Here is a 16,671-nt window from a genome sequence, read left to right as displayed (position 1 = left end):
GCGCGACAAGCAGATACAACAAGGGCGGCCGAAGCCGCCCTTGTCCTGCAACATCCATCAAACCCAGCCCTTACTCCACCGTTGCCGGCAGCAAACGCTCCGGTTCGGCGTGGCTCTCGACCACCAGCTCGTCGTCGCGCACGTCGATGCTGACGCGACCGCCATCGACCAGCTTGCCGAACAGCAGTTCGTCGGCCAGCGGACGCTTGATCTTGTCCTGGATCATGCGCGCCATCGGGCGGGCACCCATCAGCGGGTCGAAGCCGTGGTGGGCGAGCCAGTCGCGCGCGGTCGGGGTGGCCGACAGGCTGACGTGCTTTTCCTGCAGCAGCATTTCCAGCTCGATCAGGAACTTGTCGACCACGCGCAGGATGTGCTCGAAGCCCAGCGGCTGGAACTGCACCACCGCGTCGAGGCGGTTGCGGAACTCGGGCGTGAAGCTGCGGCGGATGGTTTCCATCGCGTCGGTGGCATGGTCCTGCTTGGTGAAGCCGATCGAGCGCCGCGAGGCCTGGGCCGCGCCGGCATTGGTGGTCATCACCAGCACCACGTTCTTGAAGTTGGCTTCGCGGCCGTTGGTATCGGTCAGCACGCCGCGGTCCATTACCTGCAACAGGATGTTGAAGATGTCCGGGTGGGCCTTCTCGATTTCATCCAGCAGCAGCACGCAGTGCGGCGTCTTGACGATCTTCTCGGTCAGCAGGCCGCCCTGGTCGAAGCCGACGTAGCCCGGGGGCGCACCGATCAGGCGGCTGATCGAATGCGCTTCCATGTACTCGGACATGTCGAAGCGGACCAGCTCGATGCCCAGCTGCAGCGCCAGCTGCTTGGTCACCTCGGTCTTGCCCACGCCGGTGGGGCCGGCGAACAGGAAGTTGCCGATCGGCTTCTCCGGATTGCCCAGGCCCGAGCGGGCCAGCTTGATGGCCGAGGCCAGGGTGCCGATGGCCGGATCCTGCCCGAAGATCACCATCTTCAGGTTGCGCTCCAGGTGCTGCAGCACGTCCTTGTCGGTGGCGCTGACCTGCTTGGCCGGGATGCGGGCCATCTTGGCGATGATCGCCTCGACTTCCTCGACGTCGATCAGCTCCTTGCGCTGGCCTTCCGGCAGCAGGCGCTGGCGGGCGCCGGCCTCGTCGATGACGTCAATGGCCTTGTCGGGCAGCAGGCGGTCGGCGATGTGCTTCACCGACAGGTCCACTGCGGCCTGCAGCGCCTCGTCCGAATAGGTCACGCCGTGGTGGGCCTCGTACTTGCTCTTCAGGCCCTGCAGGATCTCGTAGGTTTCACCCACGGTCGGCTCGACGATGTCGATCTTCTGGAAGCGCCGCGCCAGGGCACGGTCCTTCTCGAAGATGCCCCGGTATTCCTGGAAGGTGGTCGAGCCGATGCAGCGCAGCTCGCCCGAGGCCAGGGCCGGCTTGATCAGGTTGGAGGCGTCCATGGTGCCGCCCGACGCCGAACCGGCACCGATGATGGTGTGGATCTCGTCGATGAACAGCACCGCGTTGGGCACCTTCTTCAGCGCGGTCAGCACGCCCTTCAGGCGCTTCTCGAAATCGCCGCGGTACTTGGTGCCCGCCACCAGCGCGCCCAGGTCGAGCGAATAGATGACGGCATCGGCCAGCACGTCCGGCACGGAGCCTTCGACGATACGACGGGCCAGACCCTCGGCAATGGCGGTCTTGCCCACGCCGGCCTCACCCACGTACAGCGGGTTGTTCTTGCGGCGGCGGCACAGGACCTGGATGGTGCGCTCGATCTCGTCGGCGCGACCGACCAGCGGGTCGATGCGACCGGCCCGGGCCTGTTCGTTGAGGTTGCTGGCGAATTCGGTCAGGGCATCGCCCTTGGGCTCACCGTCCCCACCGTCCATGCGGCCCTCGCCCTCGGGGGAAGACGGCTGCTCGCCCTCCTCGCCCAGCTTGGCGATGCCATGGGACAGGTAATTGACCACGTCCAGCCGGGTGACGTCCTGCTGGTTGAGGTAATAGACGGCGTGGGAGTCCTTTTCGCCGAAGATGGCGACCAGCACGTTGGCGCCGGTGACCTCCTTCTTGCCCGAGGACTGCACGTGGTACACGGCCCGCTGCAGCACGCGCTGGAAGCCCAGGGTCGGCTGGGTATCGCGGCCGTCGTCTTCGGCCAGGCGGGACACGGAGGCCTCGATGGCCTGCTCCAGCTCCTGGCGCAGGCGTTCGGCGTCGGCACCGCAGGCCTTGAGCACGGCCTGGGCAGACGGGTTGTCGAGCAGTGCCAGCAGCAGGTGTTCGACCGTCATGAATTCATGCCGGGCCTCACGGGCACGCTTGTAGCACTGGCCGATGGTGTGTTCGAGGTCTTTGCTGAACATGGATTACTCCGGCGGCAGATGGGGACAATATGCGGCCTGACTACGCGATTTCCATCACCCTAGCGGATTGCTGCGTTCAGATGGCGTTAGCAGTGCGGATTGCTTGATCATCGTTCACGCCCGGGGCGCCCGCCGGAGCTTCGGCGAACCCTACCCGAGCCACCAGCGATTGCCACGTGATGACCCGCAACGCGCCCCGCCCGGGTTCTTTGCGGGCAAGGCAGGCGGATTGAACGTGAGCACGCAGACGGGGCCAGAGAACGGCCATGGCTGGAACAGTGCGGATTACCGGCGATGCGCCGGGGTCAGGCCTTTTCCATCGTGCACAGCAGCGGATGCTGGTTCATGCGCGAGTACTCGTTGACCTGGGCGACCTTGGTCTCGGCCACTTCGCGGGTGAACACCCCGCAGACACCGCGGCCGCGGGTATGGACGTGCAGCATCACCTGCGTGGCCTTGTCCAGGTCCATGCTGAAGAACTGCTGCAGGACGTCCACCACGAAATCCATCGGGGTGTAGTCGTCGTTGAGGATCATGACCTGGTAGAACGGCGGCGGCGCCACTTCCGGGCGCGCGGGCTCCACGGCAATACCGTGATCGTGATGGGATTCGGGGGAAGACTCGCGGGGCATCTGGACATTATAGAGGGTGCGACGGTCCTGCGTCGGCCCGCCGCGGAATGGACGGCACGCACGGCCGCCGTCACAATCAACGCCTGTCCCCCACGTTTCACAGGATTTTCATGAAAAGGACCCTTCTGCCTGCTCTGCTGTTCGCCCTGGCCGCCGCCGGCAGTGCCGGTGCCGCGACCGCCGCAGAGAGCAGCAAGGCCGACGCCGCCATCGCACGCCACCTGGAAAAGCTGGGCTACACCTTCGAGGTGGACGAGGACGGCGATTACCAGATGGTGTTCGACGTGGAAGGCGATCGCACCCAGATCGTCTACGTGCGTTCGGCCGTGGAGGACTTCGGCAGCCACAACATCCGTGAGATCTGGTCGCCGGGCTATGTGTCCAAGACCGCGCAGTTCCCCGAAGCCGTGGCCAACCGCATGCTGGAAGACTCCCAGGACGCCAAGATGGGCGGCTGGGTGAAGCAGGACAAGACCGCCATGTTCGTGGTGAAAATCGACGCCGATGCCACCACCGACCAGCTCAGCGACGCCATCGATGCGGCCATCCGTACCGCCGATGCGATGGAGCTGGAGCTGACCAAGAAGGACGACCTCTGAGTTGAACGCTGTGCAGGACCCGCGCTGGGCACCGCATGCCACCGTGGCCACCTTGGTGGTCGACGGCGGCCGCGTGCTGCTGGTGGAAGAAACCATCGAGGGGCGGCAGGTGCTGAACCAGCCCGCCGGCCACCTGGAACCGGGCGAGAGCCTGGCCGCCGCCGCCCTGCGCGAGACGCGCGAGGAAACCGGCTGGACGGTGGAACTGACCGCCTTCATCGGCTGCTACCAGTGGACCGCGCCTGACGGCACGGCGTTCCTGCGCTTCTGCTACGCCGCCCGCCCGCTCTCGCACGACCCCGAGCAGCCGCTGGATACCGGCATCGACCGCGCCCTGTGGCTGGACCCGGCCGAGCTGCAGGCCGCCGGGTCGCGCCTGCGCAGCCCGCTGGTCTGGCAGGTGGTGGCCGACTACCTGGCCGGCCAGCGCCATCCGCTTTCCCTGGTCCAGGAGGTCGCATGAGCAGCCCACGGGTGATGGTCGGCGTGTCCGGCGGCGTGGATTCGTCCGTGGCCGCCTGGCGCCTGGTGCAGCAGGGCGAGGCCGTGGCCGGCCTGTTCATGCAGAACTGGGCCGACGATGGCAGCGGCGACTGCCGTGCCGAGGATGACCGCCGCGACGCGGTGGCCGTCTGCGGTCTGCTCGGCATCCCGTTCCACTTCCGCGATTTTTCCAGCGAGTACTGGCAGGGCGTATTCGAGCACTTCCTGGCCGAGTACGCCGCCGGCCGCACGCCCAACCCGGACGTGCTGTGCAACCGCGAAGTGAAGTTCAAGCATTTCCTGGACGCCGCCCGCGAGCTGGGGGCCGAGCGCATCGCGACCGGCCACTACGCGCGGGTCGCCCAGCGCGGCCAGCAGTGGCTGCTGCTGCGCGGCGCCGACCGTTCCAAGGACCAGAGCTACTTCCTGCACCAGCTGGGGCAGGAACAGCTGGCCGCCACCCTGTTCCCGATTGGTGACCTGGAAAAGAGCGACCTGCGCCGGATCGCCCGCGACGTCAGCCTGCCGACCCATGCCAAGAAGGATTCCACCGGCATCTGCTTCATCGGCGAGCGTGACTTCCGCGAGTTCCTCGGCCGCTACCTGCCGGCGAAGACCGGCCAGATACTCGACCCGGCCGACGGCAGCGTCATCGCCGAGCACCCGGGCGTGTTCTATTTCACCCTGGGCCAGCGCGAGGGCCTGAACATCGGCGGCGTGCGCGGCCGCCCCGCGGCGCCGTGGTACGTGGTCGGCAAGGACGTGGCCAGTAACGTGCTGTACGTGGACCAGGACCGGGACAGCAAGTGGATGCTGTCCGACCGCCTGCGCTCGGAAACCGCGCACTGGATTGCCGGGGCCCCGCCGGCCCGCCGCTTCGAGTGCACGGCACAGACCCGCTACCGGCAGCCGGACGAGCCGTGTACGGTCGAGGTGCTGGACGATGGCAGCGTGCAGGTGACCTTCGCCCGCCCGCAGCGGGCCGTGACCCCGGGGCAGTCGCTGGTGCTGTATGACGGCGACGTCTGCCTGGGCGGCGCGGTCATCGCCGCCACCGATGCGCCGCTGGAACAGCGCCTGCGCACCACCCCTTCTCCTTTTGAGGTAATCGCTGCATGAGTTTCACTGTCGACGACCGCGTCCTGGCCCTGGCCGGCATTGCCCAGGCCCTGCAGCAGGTACGCCGTATCGCCGATACCGGCCATTCCGACGCCGCGGCGGTACGTACCGCGGTGGACAGCGTGTTCCGCATCGATGCCGCCTCCCCGCAGGAGGTCTTCGGTGACCGCGACGCGCTGAAATCCGGCCTGCGCCTGCTGCACAACTACTTCCGCAACCAGGGCCAGGACCCGATCCTGCCCAAGCTGGCCCTGTCGGTGCTGCAGCTGGAGCGGCGGTTCGTGCAGGACGGCGCCACCGTGAACAAGGTCGCCTCGGGCATCGAGCGTGCCCAGCGCCAGGCCGCCGAGCTGGGCGACAGCGGCCACCCGGACGTGCTGGCCAGCCTGGGCGGCCTCTACGCCGACACCATCAGCCACCTCAAGCCGCGCGTCATGGTGCAGGGCAACCCGCACTACCTGGGCCAGGCCGGGGTGGTGGCCGAGATCCGCGCGCTGCTGCTGGCCGCCGTGCGTGCGGCCGTGCTCTGGCGGCAGCTGGGCGGCAGCTACTGGGACTTCCTGCTCAGCCGCAAGGCGATGACCGAAGCCGTGGACCGGCAGCTGGCCTGAGGGGCCTTGGGGTCAGAGCCCTTTTCCGTGGAAAAGGGATCCGACCCCGCGGCTGACCCCTGACGCACCGGGGCGTCGGAAATCCGGCGCATCCAGAAGCCACATCGACGTTAAAGAGAAAGGGGGTACGGCCGATACATCCTCCGTGCACCTCCCGAGAACGTCCATGTACTCACGCATTTTCATCCGTCTGGCCGCCCCCCTGGCCTTGACCCTGCTGCTCCCCTTCGCCATCGGTTTCGAATGGCCGGCCGCCCTGCGTTGGGCGATCCTGACCACGATGACGCTGAGCTGGCTGGGCTTTGCGTGGTGGACCACCCGCGCCCAGGCGCAGCGTTCCCCGGAACATGCCCGTGTCCTGCGTGAGCAGGACCAGCTGCTGACCGAACTGCGCAGCTTCGTCGGCAACGAGATCGACGGCTCGCGTGGCGAAGTCGAACGCGCCCGTGACCTGATCCGCCAGGCCGTCTCCAGCCTGGGTGGCAGCTTCGATGCGATGAACCGCAAGTCGCGCCAGCAGAGCCAGGCCCTGTCGCGCATCGTCGACCGCGCCGGTGACGAAGGCAATGCCGGCCTCGACGTCGCCCGCTTCGCCCAGCACGCCAACCACCGCATGGAACAGCTGGTGGAAGCGCTGGAACAGGTGAGCGGCCAGAGCAGCACCACCGTGCAGCACATCGACCAGATGGCCCAGCACCTGGACGGCATCTTCGCCCTGCTTGAAGACGTCAAGTCGATTGCCGACCAGACCAACCTGCTGGCGCTGAACGCGGCCATCGAAGCGGCCCGTGCCGGTGAAGCCGGTCGTGGCTTCGCGGTGGTGGCCGACGAAGTGCGCAACCTGTCCGAGCGCTCGACCACCTTCAACGAACAGATCCGCAAGCTGGCCCACAGCTCCAAGGACGCCATCGCCAAGGTGCGCGAGACCGTCTCGCACATGGCCTCGCGTGACATGGACCGTTCCCGCGAAGCACGCCAGGAAGCGGCGGCGATGCTGGACAACGTGGCGCAGATCAATGCCTCGCTGGGCGATGGCATGCGCGAAGTGTCCGAGTGCGCCCGTTCGATCGACGGCAGCGTGGCCGAAGCCGTGCGCGCCCTGCAGTTCGAAGACATCGCCACCCAGGCCCTGGGCGGCGTGCACACCCATCTGGACCGCCTGACCGCGATCAACCGCGAAGCCGTGGCCCTGCAGGAACTGCTGCACCGTAACGGCGGCGTGTTCGACGAAGAGATCGCCACCGCCCTGCAGCGCACCGGCAGCCGCCTGCGCGAACTGCGCAGCGAGTGGGAGCGCCCGCCGCACAAGCCGGTGGCCCAGCAGAACATGGGCGCCGGCACGGTCGAGCTGTTCTGATCCTGATGTCCGCTGCCTGCTCCGGCAGCCCGCAAGGCCCCGGTCATTCCGGGGCCTTTGCCTGTAACCTGCCGTTGGATGCCCCCGACCCGCGCACCATGACCCTGATCCGCGCCCTGCCCCCGATCGACCCCACCGAACCCCCGCGCAACCCGAGCGTGCGCGAACAGCTGCAGCAGCTGGAGGCGGTCGCACGCGAGGAGATCGAGGAGCTGAGGCAGCTGGCCGATGCCCGCCCTGCCCCACACGCACCCGCGGGTGAACTGCTGGGGATGGCCTGGGATCTTGGGCTGGATGGGGATTCATTGAAACATCCCTGACGGGTGCCCCGATCCTGCACCACTGATGCAAATTTAGGATCTATTGCATGGCGTGCGCTTCATGGACGGGACACACTGCCCGCTTCATCTGACACGACATCAGCATGACGCTTGACCTGGATGAGGCCCGCGAAGCCTTTGATCAATTCCTGATGCTGATGGACGGCCAGATCGAATGGCTGGTCGCGCAGGCACGAATCCATGGCATTGCGCTCGATGGAAGCCCCGAAAGCCTCGACAGGCTGGAACGCCTGCATGACTTGATGGCAGCTACGCTCTCCGACGATGAGCGGGACTCCCTGAGGGTCGTACTTGCCCGATACCTGGGAGAGACCGTCAGGCTGTTACACGGTGGGAAGTGGGTGCTGCCACTGGATGATCCCAGGGAGGTCAACTTCAACAGGCCCGTGATCGTGGGCACTCTCGCTACCACCTGTGTGAATTCAGCCCCATCCATGCGATACGCGCCTACTCGCTTCGACGCCGACCGGGGCTGATCAGAAGCATCGTTGCAAGCAGCGTCAATCCGCAGATCCTGGACCTGAGCGACCTCGTTGAAGATGACTGAGCTGTAGGAGCAGGGCCATCCTGACACCATCCACGCATGGCGTGGATCTACTGGTTTCGGGCAGCCGAAGCCGCTGTGGCATGATGCGCCGGTCCCGTTCATGGAAGACCGATGGCCATCGCCCTGATCGCTTTGTTGCTGATCGAAGTCCTGCTGCTGTTGTTCTGGGCGCCGTTTTTCTTTCGCACCGGCATCATCCTGTTCAACCAGCGGGTCGCGGCTTCGCCGGCTGAACTCAGCCAGTTGTCGCTGGCCGGACTGGACCACGATCTTCCCATCGAAAAATGGCTGCGCCTGGCGTTCCATGCCCTGCCCGACGGCAGCGTGGCCTTCCGCGAGAGCTTCGAGCCGTCCTTCCAGGGACGCTATTTCGGGTTGATGCGGGGCCTGATCGTGGTCGACATGCGGCGGCGCGAGGTGCGCGTGATCGGTCGATGCAGCTGGTTCGCGCTGATCCTGACCCTGCTGGTGGTACCTATCATGCTGGTGCGCCCGATGGCATGGCCGATGCTGGTGTGCCCGCTGATTTTCTACATGGGCTATCGCATCCAGCGACGGCGCTATGCCAACGTGGTTGAGGCCGTAAGGGCACGGCTGCGCTCGGAATTCCCACGGCGGTTCGCTGGCCAGTAGATCCGCGCCATGCGTGGATGAGCATCCGCGCCGACCAACGGTCGGCACCCACCAGTACTGAGGCAGTAGATCCACGCCATGCGTGGATGGTCGCGAGTGCAGGCATCAGTGCCGACCAACGGTCGGCACCCACCAGGGCACAGACCAGTGCCGCCGGGCATGGCCCGGCGCTACCGTTACAAGGTCGGCACTCACCCATGCAAAGATCCGTGCCGCCGGGTATTGCCCGGCGCGACCGCTACCGGGCCAGGGCGACTTCCGGGGTGGCGTGCTGCTGGCGAAGCCACAGCGCGAGGTCGCGCGGGCTGAGCGGACGCGAGTACAGGTAGCCCTGGATCTCGTCGCAGCCCTGCCGGCGCAGCATGTCTTCTTCCTGGTGCGTTTCCACGCCTTCGGCCACCACCTTCATGCCCAGCGCGTGACCGAGGTGGACGATGGCCTGGGTGACTTCGGCCGTGCCGGTGTCGTGCAGCATGCCCTGCACGAAACTGCGGTCGATCTTCAGGCGCCCCACCGGGAAGCGGTTGAGGTAATGCAGGTTGGAGAAGCCGGTGCCGAAGTCGTCCACCGCCAGCGGCACGCCGTGCCGTTCCAGCACGTCGAAACAGTGGCGCAGGATGTCGGTGTCACGGATCAGCGCCGATTCGGTCAGTTCCAGCTCCAGCCGCTGCGGCGGCCAGCCATGGGCGTGGCAGATTTCGATCACACGCTCGGCGAACCCGCGGTCACGCAGCTGCACGGCCGAGACGTTCACCGCGATGCGCTCGAAACGCAGACCGGCACGATCCCACGCCGCCGCCTGGCGGCAGGCTTCGGACAGCACCCAGTCGCCGATGCGGACGATCTCGCCGCACTTCTCGGCAATGGGAATGAACTCGGCCGGGCTGCAGTAGCCCACGCCGGGACGATGCCAGCGCAGCAGCGCTTCGATGGCCGGCGGTTCACCGTGATGGGCATGCAGCAGCGGCTGGTAGGCCAGGCTGAACTCCTCGCGCTCGATGGCACCGTGCAGGCCATGCTCGATCTCCAGCCGGCGCTGGATGCGCGCCAGGGCGTCCTGGCTGTAGTACTGATACGTGTTGCGCCCGGCTTCCTTGGCCGCGTACATCGCCGCGTCGGCGGCACGCAGCAGGGAGTCGAAATCGGTCTGGCTGTCGCCGAGCATGGCGATGCCCACGCTGGCGCCGACCTTCAGGGTGGTATCGCCACGGCGCAGCGGCTCGGCCAGCGAGCCGATCAGCTTGCGCGCCACGTGGCCGGCATCCTCCGGCTCGGCCAGGTCGCGCAGCACCACGATGAATTCGTCGCCGCTGAAGCGGCCGAACAGATCGTTGTTGCGCAGGTTCTGGTGCAGGCGGGTGGCTGCGGCCTTCAGCAGCGCATCGCCGGTGGCGTGGCCGAAGCTGTCGTTGATGTTCTTGAAGCCATCGAGATCGATGAACAGCATCGCCAGCGAGGTGCCACGGTCGCGGGCCTCCTCGATGGCCTCGGCGGTCTGCTCGCCCAGCAGCACGCGGTTGGGCAGGCCGGTCAGCAGGTCGTAGTGGGCCAGCAGCTCGATGCGCTCATTGGCTTCGCGCTCGCGGGTGATGTCACGGAACAGGACCACGAAGCGCGGCGGCAGGCCGTCGCGGCGATCCAGTTCAATCAACACCTGCACCCACACGCGCAGGCCGGACTGGCGGTAGAAGCACAGGTCCAGCTGTTCGGGCAGGCCACCACCGGCAATACGCAGCAGCGCCGCCTCGAAGTGCGCGCGCGAATCCTCGGTGTACAGCGCCAGTGCCTGGTCCAGGGTGATCGGCTCCTTGCGCAGGCCGTGGATGCGGTAGCACTCCTCGGTCCACTGCATGTGCCTGGTGCTGACTTCGATCTCGCAGCCACCGATGCGACCCAGCGCGGAGACGCGGTTCAGCAGCTCGGTGCGCCAACGGATGAGCGCATCGGTCTGGTGCTGTTCGGTGATGTTCTGCACCTGGCCCAGCAGGCGCTTGGGATGGCCATCCATGTCCAGCAGCGGCTGCATCCACAGGCGCAGGTGCTGGGACGGCTCGCTGCCGCGGGTCAGTTCCAGTTCCAGGTTGGCGGCACGGCCGTCGCGCCACAGCCGGCGCCAGGCCGCACGCAGCGCGCCGCGCGAACGCGGGTGCAGCTGCTTGAGCCAGCGCCGCTGGCCGGGCACTTCGCCAGGTGCCAGGGCCAGCAGCGAGCGCAGCTCGGGCGACCACCAGAACCGGTGGTTGGTGGGGTCGAACGACCAGCTGCCCATGCTGGCGATGCGCTGGGCCTCGCTCAGGTGCAGCTGCTGTTCCTGCAGCAGCGCTTCCAGCTGTTTCTGCTGCTCGATGTCGGTATGGGTGCCGACCATGCGCAGCGGCTGCCCATCGGCGGTACGCGCAACCACGCGACCGCGGTCGAGCACCCAGCGCCACTGGCCATCCTCCTGGCGGAAGCGGAACTGGGCGCTGTACTGCTCGCTGTGGCCGCGCAGGTGCTCGTCCAGCGCCGCACGCATGTCGGCCAGGTCATCGCCGTGGACGCGGGACATGATGTTGTTGGCGGTCTCCTCCACCAGCGAAGGCGTCCGTACCACCCGGTCGCTGGGAATGTCCCAGTCCCACAGGCTGTGGCCGGCGCTTTCCAGCGCCAGCTCCCAACGGCCACCGGCATCGACCGGCACCGGCTCCGGCACGCTGAGGGTGAAGGCCAGCAGGTTGCCGCTGCCATCATGCACGGCGCGCAGGTAGCCGTCGTAGTGGCCGCGCGGGCCGCCCGGCAGGGTGCAGGCGACGATGCCACCGTCGGCCGCCAGCAGGCGCAGGTCCTCCAGCATCGGCGCGTAGGCGGCCACCGTCGCCGGCAGGCCGTGTTCGCGCGCGGCCGGGTTGGCTGCAAGCGGACGGCCGCCACGGTCGACGATGACCAGCGCCGAGGCAAGCGGGTGCTGCAGCAGGCTGGCGATGATCCCTTGGTCCACGCGATGTTGCTCCGGAATGGCGCGCCCGACAGCGGGGCACGCAGTGGTTAACGGCGCCTGCGGCGGATAATTGAGTGCCTGGACGCGGTCGCGCGTTAATATGGCTGGCGCCCCCTCCCCTTGCCCTGTCCATGCCCGCAGAACCGACCGGCACCGCCCCCGCTCCCGACCCGCAGATGGCGAAGGCGCTGGGTCGTGACCGCCGTCGGGTGGTGCTGACCTATCTGATGCTGGCGCTGGCCTGGATGATCGCCACCGATGGCGCCATAGCGGCACTGATATCGGACCCGCGGCAGCTGGCGTTCTGGCAGACCGTGAAGGACGCCTTCTTCGCCTTTGCCAGCGCCGGCCTGCTGTACCTGCTGCTGCGCCCGTTGGCCGAGCATGTGCTGCGCACCCATGCGCGCCTGCAGGGCTCGGAGCTGCGCCTGCGGCAGATGTTCGAGGGCAACCCCGGACCGATCCTGGTCTACGACCTGGACAGCCTGGCCATCCTCGACGCCAACCCGGCCGCCTGCCTGGCCTTCGGCTGGGAGCGCGACGCGCTGCTGGAGCAGACCATCGACGTGCTGTGGCCGCCCGGCGACAGGCTGATCCTGCAGAACAAGCTGGAGGCGATCCGCGAGGCGCCCGAGCAGATCTGCGTGCTGCGCACCCCGCTGCAGCTGCGCGATGGCAGCCGCCGGCAGATGGAACTGCGCTCGAACGCGATCGGCTACGACGGCCACAACGCCCGCCTGCTGATCGCCATCGACCGCACCGCCGAGGACCTGGCCCAGCTGCGCCGCGACCAGGCCCTGGCCCGCGTGGAAGAGGCACACGAACTGGCCCGCATCGGCGCCTGGGAGCTGGACCCAGCCAGTGGCCTCGGCCGCTACTCCAACCAGGTTTACCGCCTGCTGGGCCGCCGCCCGCCCGAGGCGCGGCGCTGGCATCGCTTCGATGAACTGCTGGTGCCGGCCGACCCGACCACGGCCGCGCAGACCGAGCAGCTGTTGGCCGAACTGTGCACCGACCCCAAGCTGCAGGTGGATGTGCTGCTGCCCGTGCTGTCGATGGATGGCCGTACCCTGATGGTGCACCTGCGCGCGGCCTGTGGCACGGACGAGGCCGGCCGCGAGCGGGTGCTGGGCACCCTGCAGGACGTGACCGAGCGCGAGCAGTCGCGACGCCTGCTGCGTGAGCGCGAGGAGCAGTTCCGCGAGCTGGTGCGGGTGCTCCCCGACGGCGTGGTGATCCTGTCCGACGAGCACGTGCTGTACGCCAACGCCTGGGCCGCGGCCCTGTTCGGCTATGGCAGCCAGACCCTGCTGGGCGAGCCGCTGGATGCACTGGTGGACCCGGCGGAACTGGACCGGGTGCGCCTGCAGCTGCGTGCCGGCCAGCCGCAGCACAGCCCCGGGCATAACAGCGTGGTGGTGATGCAGCGCGCCGATGGCCGCCGCTTCCACGCCGGCCTGGCGGTGGGCGAAGTGCGCTACGGCGGCCGCGACTGCAAGCTGCTGATCGTGCGTGACCTGAGCGAATCCGAACGCACGCGCACCGCGCTGGAAACCAGCAACCGCGAACTGCAGGCCATGGCCGGCCGCCTGTTCTCGCTTCAGGAGGACGAGCGCCGCGCCATCTCGCGCGACCTGCACGATGACATCGGCCAGGCCATCACCGCCATCAAGCTTTCCGCCTACGCCGCGCAGGATGAAGCAGACGCACGACGCCGCAGCGAGGACCTGGCGCAGATCGTCAGCCTGGCCGATACCACCGTGGCCAAGCTGCGCGACATCTCCACCCTGCTGCGCCCGCCGCAGCTGGACGCCCTGGGCCTGGAGGCGGCACTGAGCTGGCAGGCACGGGTGCTGTTCCGATCCTCGCCGGTGGAGCTGCTGGCCGAGATCGACACCCTGCCCTCGCGCCCGGACAACAGCATCGAACAGGCCTGTTTCCGCATCGCCCAGGAAAGCCTGACCAATGTGCTGCGCCACGCCCGTGCCAGCCAGGTGCAGCTGCAGCTGCGCGATGTCGACCAGCGTGGCCTGCACCTGCTGATCCGCGATGACGGCGAGGGTTTCGACCCGGACGGCCCGCGCGGCCTGGGCCTGATCGTGATGCGCGAACGTGCGCAGAGCGTCGGCGGCAACGTCCGCATCGAGTCGGCGCATGGCGCCGGTACGCTCGTCGACGTCCATCTTCCTTACCAGGTGGTCACTGCGACCGCCGCCGATTCCCCGGAACACTGAGCCATGTGGAACCCCAACATGCCCCCTGTCAGCATCGACGACGCCCCCGATCGGTTGGGCGCCGGCAACCCCGAGCTGCAGGCCATGGTCACCGAAGCCGCCTCCGGCGGCACCCCGCTGATGCTGATGCACGTGGATATCGACCACTTCGCATCGGTCAACGAAAACATGAGTGCCGAGGTCGGCGACCAGGCGCTGGTGCTGGTCGCGCAGCGCCTGCAGTCCTACCTGCGCGGCCGCGGCAAGCTGTGGCGCCACGGCAGCGATGAATTCCTGCTGGCCGTGCCGCGCACCGCCGACCTGCCGCTGCCGGAAGACTTCGCCGAAGAAATCCGCCAGCAGATGGAGCTGCCGCTGTCGGTGCTGCCGTACACGCTGTTCATGACCGGCAAGCTGGGCGTGAGCCTGTGCCCGGAGCACGCCAGCAACGCCTCGCGCCTGCTCGACCATGCCGAGGATGCGCTGTACCAGGCGGCCCGCGAAGGCGGCAATGCGGTGCGCATCCACGCGGTGGACACCCCGCCGAGCGCGCACAGCGAGAGCATCATCGCCCGCCAGATCGTCGATGCGATCCCCAATGGCGAACTGAAGCTGCGCTACCAGCCGCTGGTCAGCGCCCGCGATGGCCACGTGGTGGGCATGGAAGCGCTGCTGCGCTGGCAGTCGCCGACCCTGGGCATGCTGGTGCCGGAGCGCTTCATGCGCACCGCCGAACGCCTGGGCATCATCGTGCAGATCGGCACCTGGGTGCTGGAAGGCGCGTTGAAGCAGGCGCGGCTGTGGCGCGACCAGGGCTTCGATGACTTCACCATCGCGGTGAACGTGTCGACCCTGCAGCTGCTGCGCCCGAACTTCTTCGCCGAGGTGATGGGGCTGATCCAGGCGGCGGGCGTGCCGGCACAGATGCTGACGCTGGAGATCAACGAAAGCGCGCTGACCAACAACGTCAACTTCGTCCACGAGACCCTGGCCAACCTGCGCAACGAAGGCATCAGCCTGAGCCTGGACAACTTCGGTACCGGCGATTCCAGCCTCAGCGCGCTGGTGCGCTACCCGGTGGACAAGCTGAAGATCGACCGCAGCTTCATCAAGAGCGCGCCGGCCGGCAATCGCGAGGCCGCCATCGCCCGCGCGATCATCGCCATGGGCCACCAGCTGGGCATGACGGTGATTGCCAACGGGGTGGAATCGCAGGCACAGCTGGGCTTCCTGCGTCGCAACGACTGCGACGTGTTCCAAGGCTACCTGTTCGGCGAGCCGATGTCGGCCGATGCCGCCGGCATGACCCTGCGCCGCCGCTACCTGCGCCCGGAAGCGTTCGCCGAGACCCGTCCGGACCGCACCCTGCTGCTGCTGGACGACGAGGAGAACGTGCTGCGTTCGCTGGTGCGCCTGTTCCGTCGCGATGGCTACCGCATCCTGGCTGCAGGCAACGTGCGCGATGCCTTCGACCTGCTGGCGATCAACGACGTGCAGGTGATCCTGTCCGACCAGCGCATGAGCGACATGAGCGGCACCGAGTTCCTGGGCCGGGTGAAGATGCTGTACCCGGATACGATCCGCCTGGTGCTGTCCGGCTACACCGATCTGAACACGGTGACCGATGCAATCAACCGCGGCGCGATCTACCGCTTCCTGACCAAGCCCTGGAACGACGACGAGCTGCGCAAGCACATCCACCAGGCGTTCCGCACGTACGAGGAACAGCGGCGCAGCAATGCCGGGCCGACGGCGGTGGAAGCGGCGGATGCAGGCGAGGATCGCTCGCCGCTGCGGTGACCCACCTGTAGAATCGAGCCATGCTCGACTCTGCTCCAACTAAATTTCAACCCAAAGAACCGCCTCCCAGTGAGCTGGCAGCAGAATCAGATCGACCCAGTGTCATTATGATTTACCAACTCGTCAGAATAAACGCCATCTCTTGATAGCAAGCAATATTTTGGCTGCCCGCATATAAATCTTCACAGGCCAGTAGAGTCAGAACCCATCCGGCGTCCAGAACCGACGCACACTGAACTCTCCTCCACGCGCGGTGGAAATATCAAAACTGTAGAGCGGCATTCTCGGGTCGTCGTGAGCGGCAAACTCAATAAAGCGACCACTGCCGCCAAGTTGTCCCACCTTAACTGGATTCCCATGAGAATCCAGGCCTTCATCATAAAGCGCATTCAATATCCTATCTCGCTCTCTTGGGACCCTGCGATCAATCGCCACCAGCTTGTCATAAACAGGTCGAGAGACCATCAATCCTACGCGAACGAAAAACACCTTTGCCTCACCGGGTGCAAGAACTATGGGGAGCGCGACAACGCTGCCATCCTTCCCCCTTAGCCCCCCATTGAGCCCGACGAAAAATCCGTAAGCCTTGCCCACGGACTTACTCGCCGCCACATTACCGAGATCGCGGAGATCATTTCCCAGATCACTACTGTCAACGCTATCAGAGGGCAAAGTCTTGATATCAAATCCAGTAATCGCAACTGCTATGCCACCATTATTAGCTACAGTAAGCGCCCCTTCGGTTTCTAAAAGCCCTCCGCCAGCACCAAAATCAGATAACCTAATAAACTGACTTTCGGATCTTGGCTTCACCCAAAGATTAACCACCTCGCGCCGTTGAGCAACGTCCGCACGCCACTGGAGAAAGACGCCGGCGAGCGAAACAAGCAATGCGAAGCTAGACAAGAGAAGCGGCGCAATAGAAGATTTCCTCTCCGAAACTTGATTGGCGCCTCCAGTGGAGCGTGCCACCACGCCAGAATTTCTTACTCGCTTCTTCTTCATG

The 16,671-nt window shown here is 66.6% G+C and carries 14 protein-coding genes; 10 read left to right on the top strand and 4 right to left on the bottom strand.

Annotated features, from left to right (window positions below; genetic code table 11):
* Window positions 1–70 precede the first annotated feature (70 nt).
* Together clpA and clpS are read right to left on the bottom strand one after the other, a co-directional pair.
* On the bottom strand, window positions 71–2,353 hold the full coding sequence (clpA, locus tag C1925_RS10585; protein ID WP_108768832.1) for an ATP-dependent Clp protease ATP-binding subunit ClpA: 2,283 nt from the start codon (window positions 2,351–2,353) through the stop codon (window positions 71–73).
* 305 nt (window positions 2,354–2,658) lie between these two features.
* Window positions 2,659–2,985 carry an ATP-dependent Clp protease adapter ClpS gene (gene clpS, locus C1925_RS10580; protein WP_079221861.1) on the bottom strand — a complete coding sequence of 109 codons (327 nt, stop codon included), beginning with the start codon at window positions 2,983–2,985 and terminating at the stop codon, window positions 2,659–2,661.
* A gap of 110 nt (window positions 2,986–3,095) precedes the next feature.
* On the opposite strand from clpS, the gene C1925_RS10575 reads away from it, so the two are divergent.
* The 8 genes from C1925_RS10575 to C1925_RS10540 all read left to right on the top strand — a co-directional run bounded on the left by C1925_RS10575 (window position 3,096) and on the right by C1925_RS10540 (window position 8,675).
* Window positions 3,096–3,584, top strand: a complete 489-nt coding sequence (locus C1925_RS10575; RefSeq protein WP_108768831.1) for a hypothetical protein — start codon at window positions 3,096–3,098, stop codon at window positions 3,582–3,584.
* A gap of 1 nt (window position 3,585) precedes the next feature.
* Entirely contained in the window at window positions 3,586–4,047 is a 462-nt protein-coding gene (locus C1925_RS10570) for an NUDIX hydrolase (protein WP_108768830.1), read from the top strand.
* Window positions 4,044–5,186, top strand: a complete 1,143-nt coding sequence (gene mnmA, locus C1925_RS10565; RefSeq protein WP_108768829.1) for a tRNA 2-thiouridine(34) synthase MnmA — start codon at window positions 4,044–4,046, stop codon at window positions 5,184–5,186. The genes C1925_RS10570 and mnmA overlap by 4 nt, the downstream gene beginning before the upstream one ends.
* Window positions 5,183–5,797 (top strand): high frequency lysogenization protein HflD, encoded by a 615-nt coding sequence (gene hflD / locus C1925_RS10560; RefSeq protein ID WP_108768828.1) that lies wholly within the window; start codon window positions 5,183–5,185, stop codon window positions 5,795–5,797. The genes mnmA and hflD overlap by 4 nt, the downstream gene beginning before the upstream one ends.
* Window positions 5,798–5,963: 166 nt before the next feature.
* Window positions 5,964–7,154 (top strand): methyl-accepting chemotaxis protein, encoded by a 1,191-nt coding sequence (locus C1925_RS10555; RefSeq protein ID WP_108768827.1) that lies wholly within the window; start codon window positions 5,964–5,966, stop codon window positions 7,152–7,154.
* Between the two features lie 98 nt (window positions 7,155–7,252).
* On the top strand, window positions 7,253–7,474 hold the full coding sequence (locus C1925_RS10550) for a hypothetical protein (RefSeq protein WP_108770678.1): 222 nt from the start codon (window positions 7,253–7,255) through the stop codon (window positions 7,472–7,474).
* Between the two features lie 104 nt (window positions 7,475–7,578).
* Window positions 7,579–7,971, top strand: coding sequence for a hypothetical protein (locus C1925_RS10545; RefSeq protein ID WP_254051420.1), 393 nt, complete (start codon window positions 7,579–7,581; stop codon window positions 7,969–7,971).
* Window positions 7,972–8,153: 182 nt separating this feature from the next.
* Window positions 8,154–8,675 carry a hypothetical protein gene (locus C1925_RS10540; protein ID WP_108768826.1) on the top strand — a complete coding sequence of 174 codons (522 nt, stop codon included), beginning with the start codon at window positions 8,154–8,156 and terminating at the stop codon, window positions 8,673–8,675.
* A gap of 238 nt (window positions 8,676–8,913) precedes the next feature.
* On the opposite strand, the gene C1925_RS10535 is transcribed toward C1925_RS10540, so the two are convergent.
* Window positions 8,914–11,652 carry a GGDEF domain-containing phosphodiesterase gene (locus tag C1925_RS10535; protein WP_108768825.1) on the bottom strand — a complete coding sequence of 913 codons (2,739 nt, stop codon included), beginning with the start codon at window positions 11,650–11,652 and terminating at the stop codon, window positions 8,914–8,916.
* 131 nt (window positions 11,653–11,783) lie between these two features.
* On the opposite strand from C1925_RS10535, the gene C1925_RS10530 reads away from it, so the two are divergent.
* Complete coding sequence (locus C1925_RS10530) at window positions 11,784–13,886, top strand: PAS domain-containing sensor histidine kinase (protein WP_108768824.1); 2,103 nt, start codon at window positions 11,784–11,786, stop codon at window positions 13,884–13,886.
* 3 nt (window positions 13,887–13,889) lie between these two features.
* Complete coding sequence (locus C1925_RS10525) at window positions 13,890–15,665, top strand: EAL domain-containing protein (RefSeq protein WP_108768823.1); 1,776 nt, start codon at window positions 13,890–13,892, stop codon at window positions 15,663–15,665.
* A gap of 198 nt (window positions 15,666–15,863) precedes the next feature.
* On the opposite strand, the gene C1925_RS20960 is transcribed toward C1925_RS10525, so the two are convergent.
* A complete protein-coding gene (locus C1925_RS20960) occupies window positions 15,864–16,670 on the bottom strand; it encodes a hypothetical protein (protein WP_159097511.1) in 807 nt (268 codons plus the stop codon).
* Between the last annotated feature and the right edge of the window lies 1 nt (window position 16,671).

Origin of the sequence: Stenotrophomonas sp. SAU14A_NAIMI4_5 (genome assembly GCF_003086795.1) — a bacterium.
GTDB lineage: Bacteria > Pseudomonadota > Gammaproteobacteria > Xanthomonadales > Xanthomonadaceae > Stenotrophomonas.
The sequence above is the reverse complement of the archived record's forward strand: the minus strand, read 5'-3'. Positions and strand labels throughout refer to the sequence as shown.

Bases quoted from the DNA above. Each gene is read 5' to 3' on its own strand.
- clpA (WP_108768832.1), bottom strand. From the start codon at position 2,353: ATGTTCAGCAAAGACCTCGAACACACCATCGGCCAGTGCTACAAGCGT.
- clpS (WP_079221861.1), bottom strand. From the start codon at position 2,985: ATGCCCCGCGAGTCTTCCCCCGAATCCCATCACGATCACGGTATTGCC.
- C1925_RS10575 (WP_108768831.1), top strand. From the start codon at position 3,096: ATGAAAAGGACCCTTCTGCCTGCTCTGCTGTTCGCCCTGGCCGCCGCC.
- mnmA (WP_108768829.1), top strand. From the start codon at position 4,044: ATGAGCAGCCCACGGGTGATGGTCGGCGTGTCCGGCGGCGTGGATTCG.
- hflD (WP_108768828.1), top strand. From the start codon at position 5,183: ATGAGTTTCACTGTCGACGACCGCGTCCTGGCCCTGGCCGGCATTGCC.
- C1925_RS10555 (WP_108768827.1), top strand. From the start codon at position 5,964: ATGTACTCACGCATTTTCATCCGTCTGGCCGCCCCCCTGGCCTTGACC.
- C1925_RS10550 (WP_108770678.1), top strand. From the start codon at position 7,253: ATGACCCTGATCCGCGCCCTGCCCCCGATCGACCCCACCGAACCCCCG.
- C1925_RS10545 (WP_254051420.1), top strand. From the start codon at position 7,579: ATGACGCTTGACCTGGATGAGGCCCGCGAAGCCTTTGATCAATTCCTG.
- C1925_RS10540 (WP_108768826.1), top strand. From the start codon at position 8,154: ATGGCCATCGCCCTGATCGCTTTGTTGCTGATCGAAGTCCTGCTGCTG.
- C1925_RS10530 (WP_108768824.1), top strand. From the start codon at position 11,784: ATGCCCGCAGAACCGACCGGCACCGCCCCCGCTCCCGACCCGCAGATG.
- C1925_RS10525 (WP_108768823.1), top strand. From the start codon at position 13,890: ATGTGGAACCCCAACATGCCCCCTGTCAGCATCGACGACGCCCCCGAT.
- C1925_RS20960 (WP_159097511.1), bottom strand. From the start codon at position 16,670: ATGAAGAAGAAGCGAGTAAGAAATTCTGGCGTGGTGGCACGCTCCACT.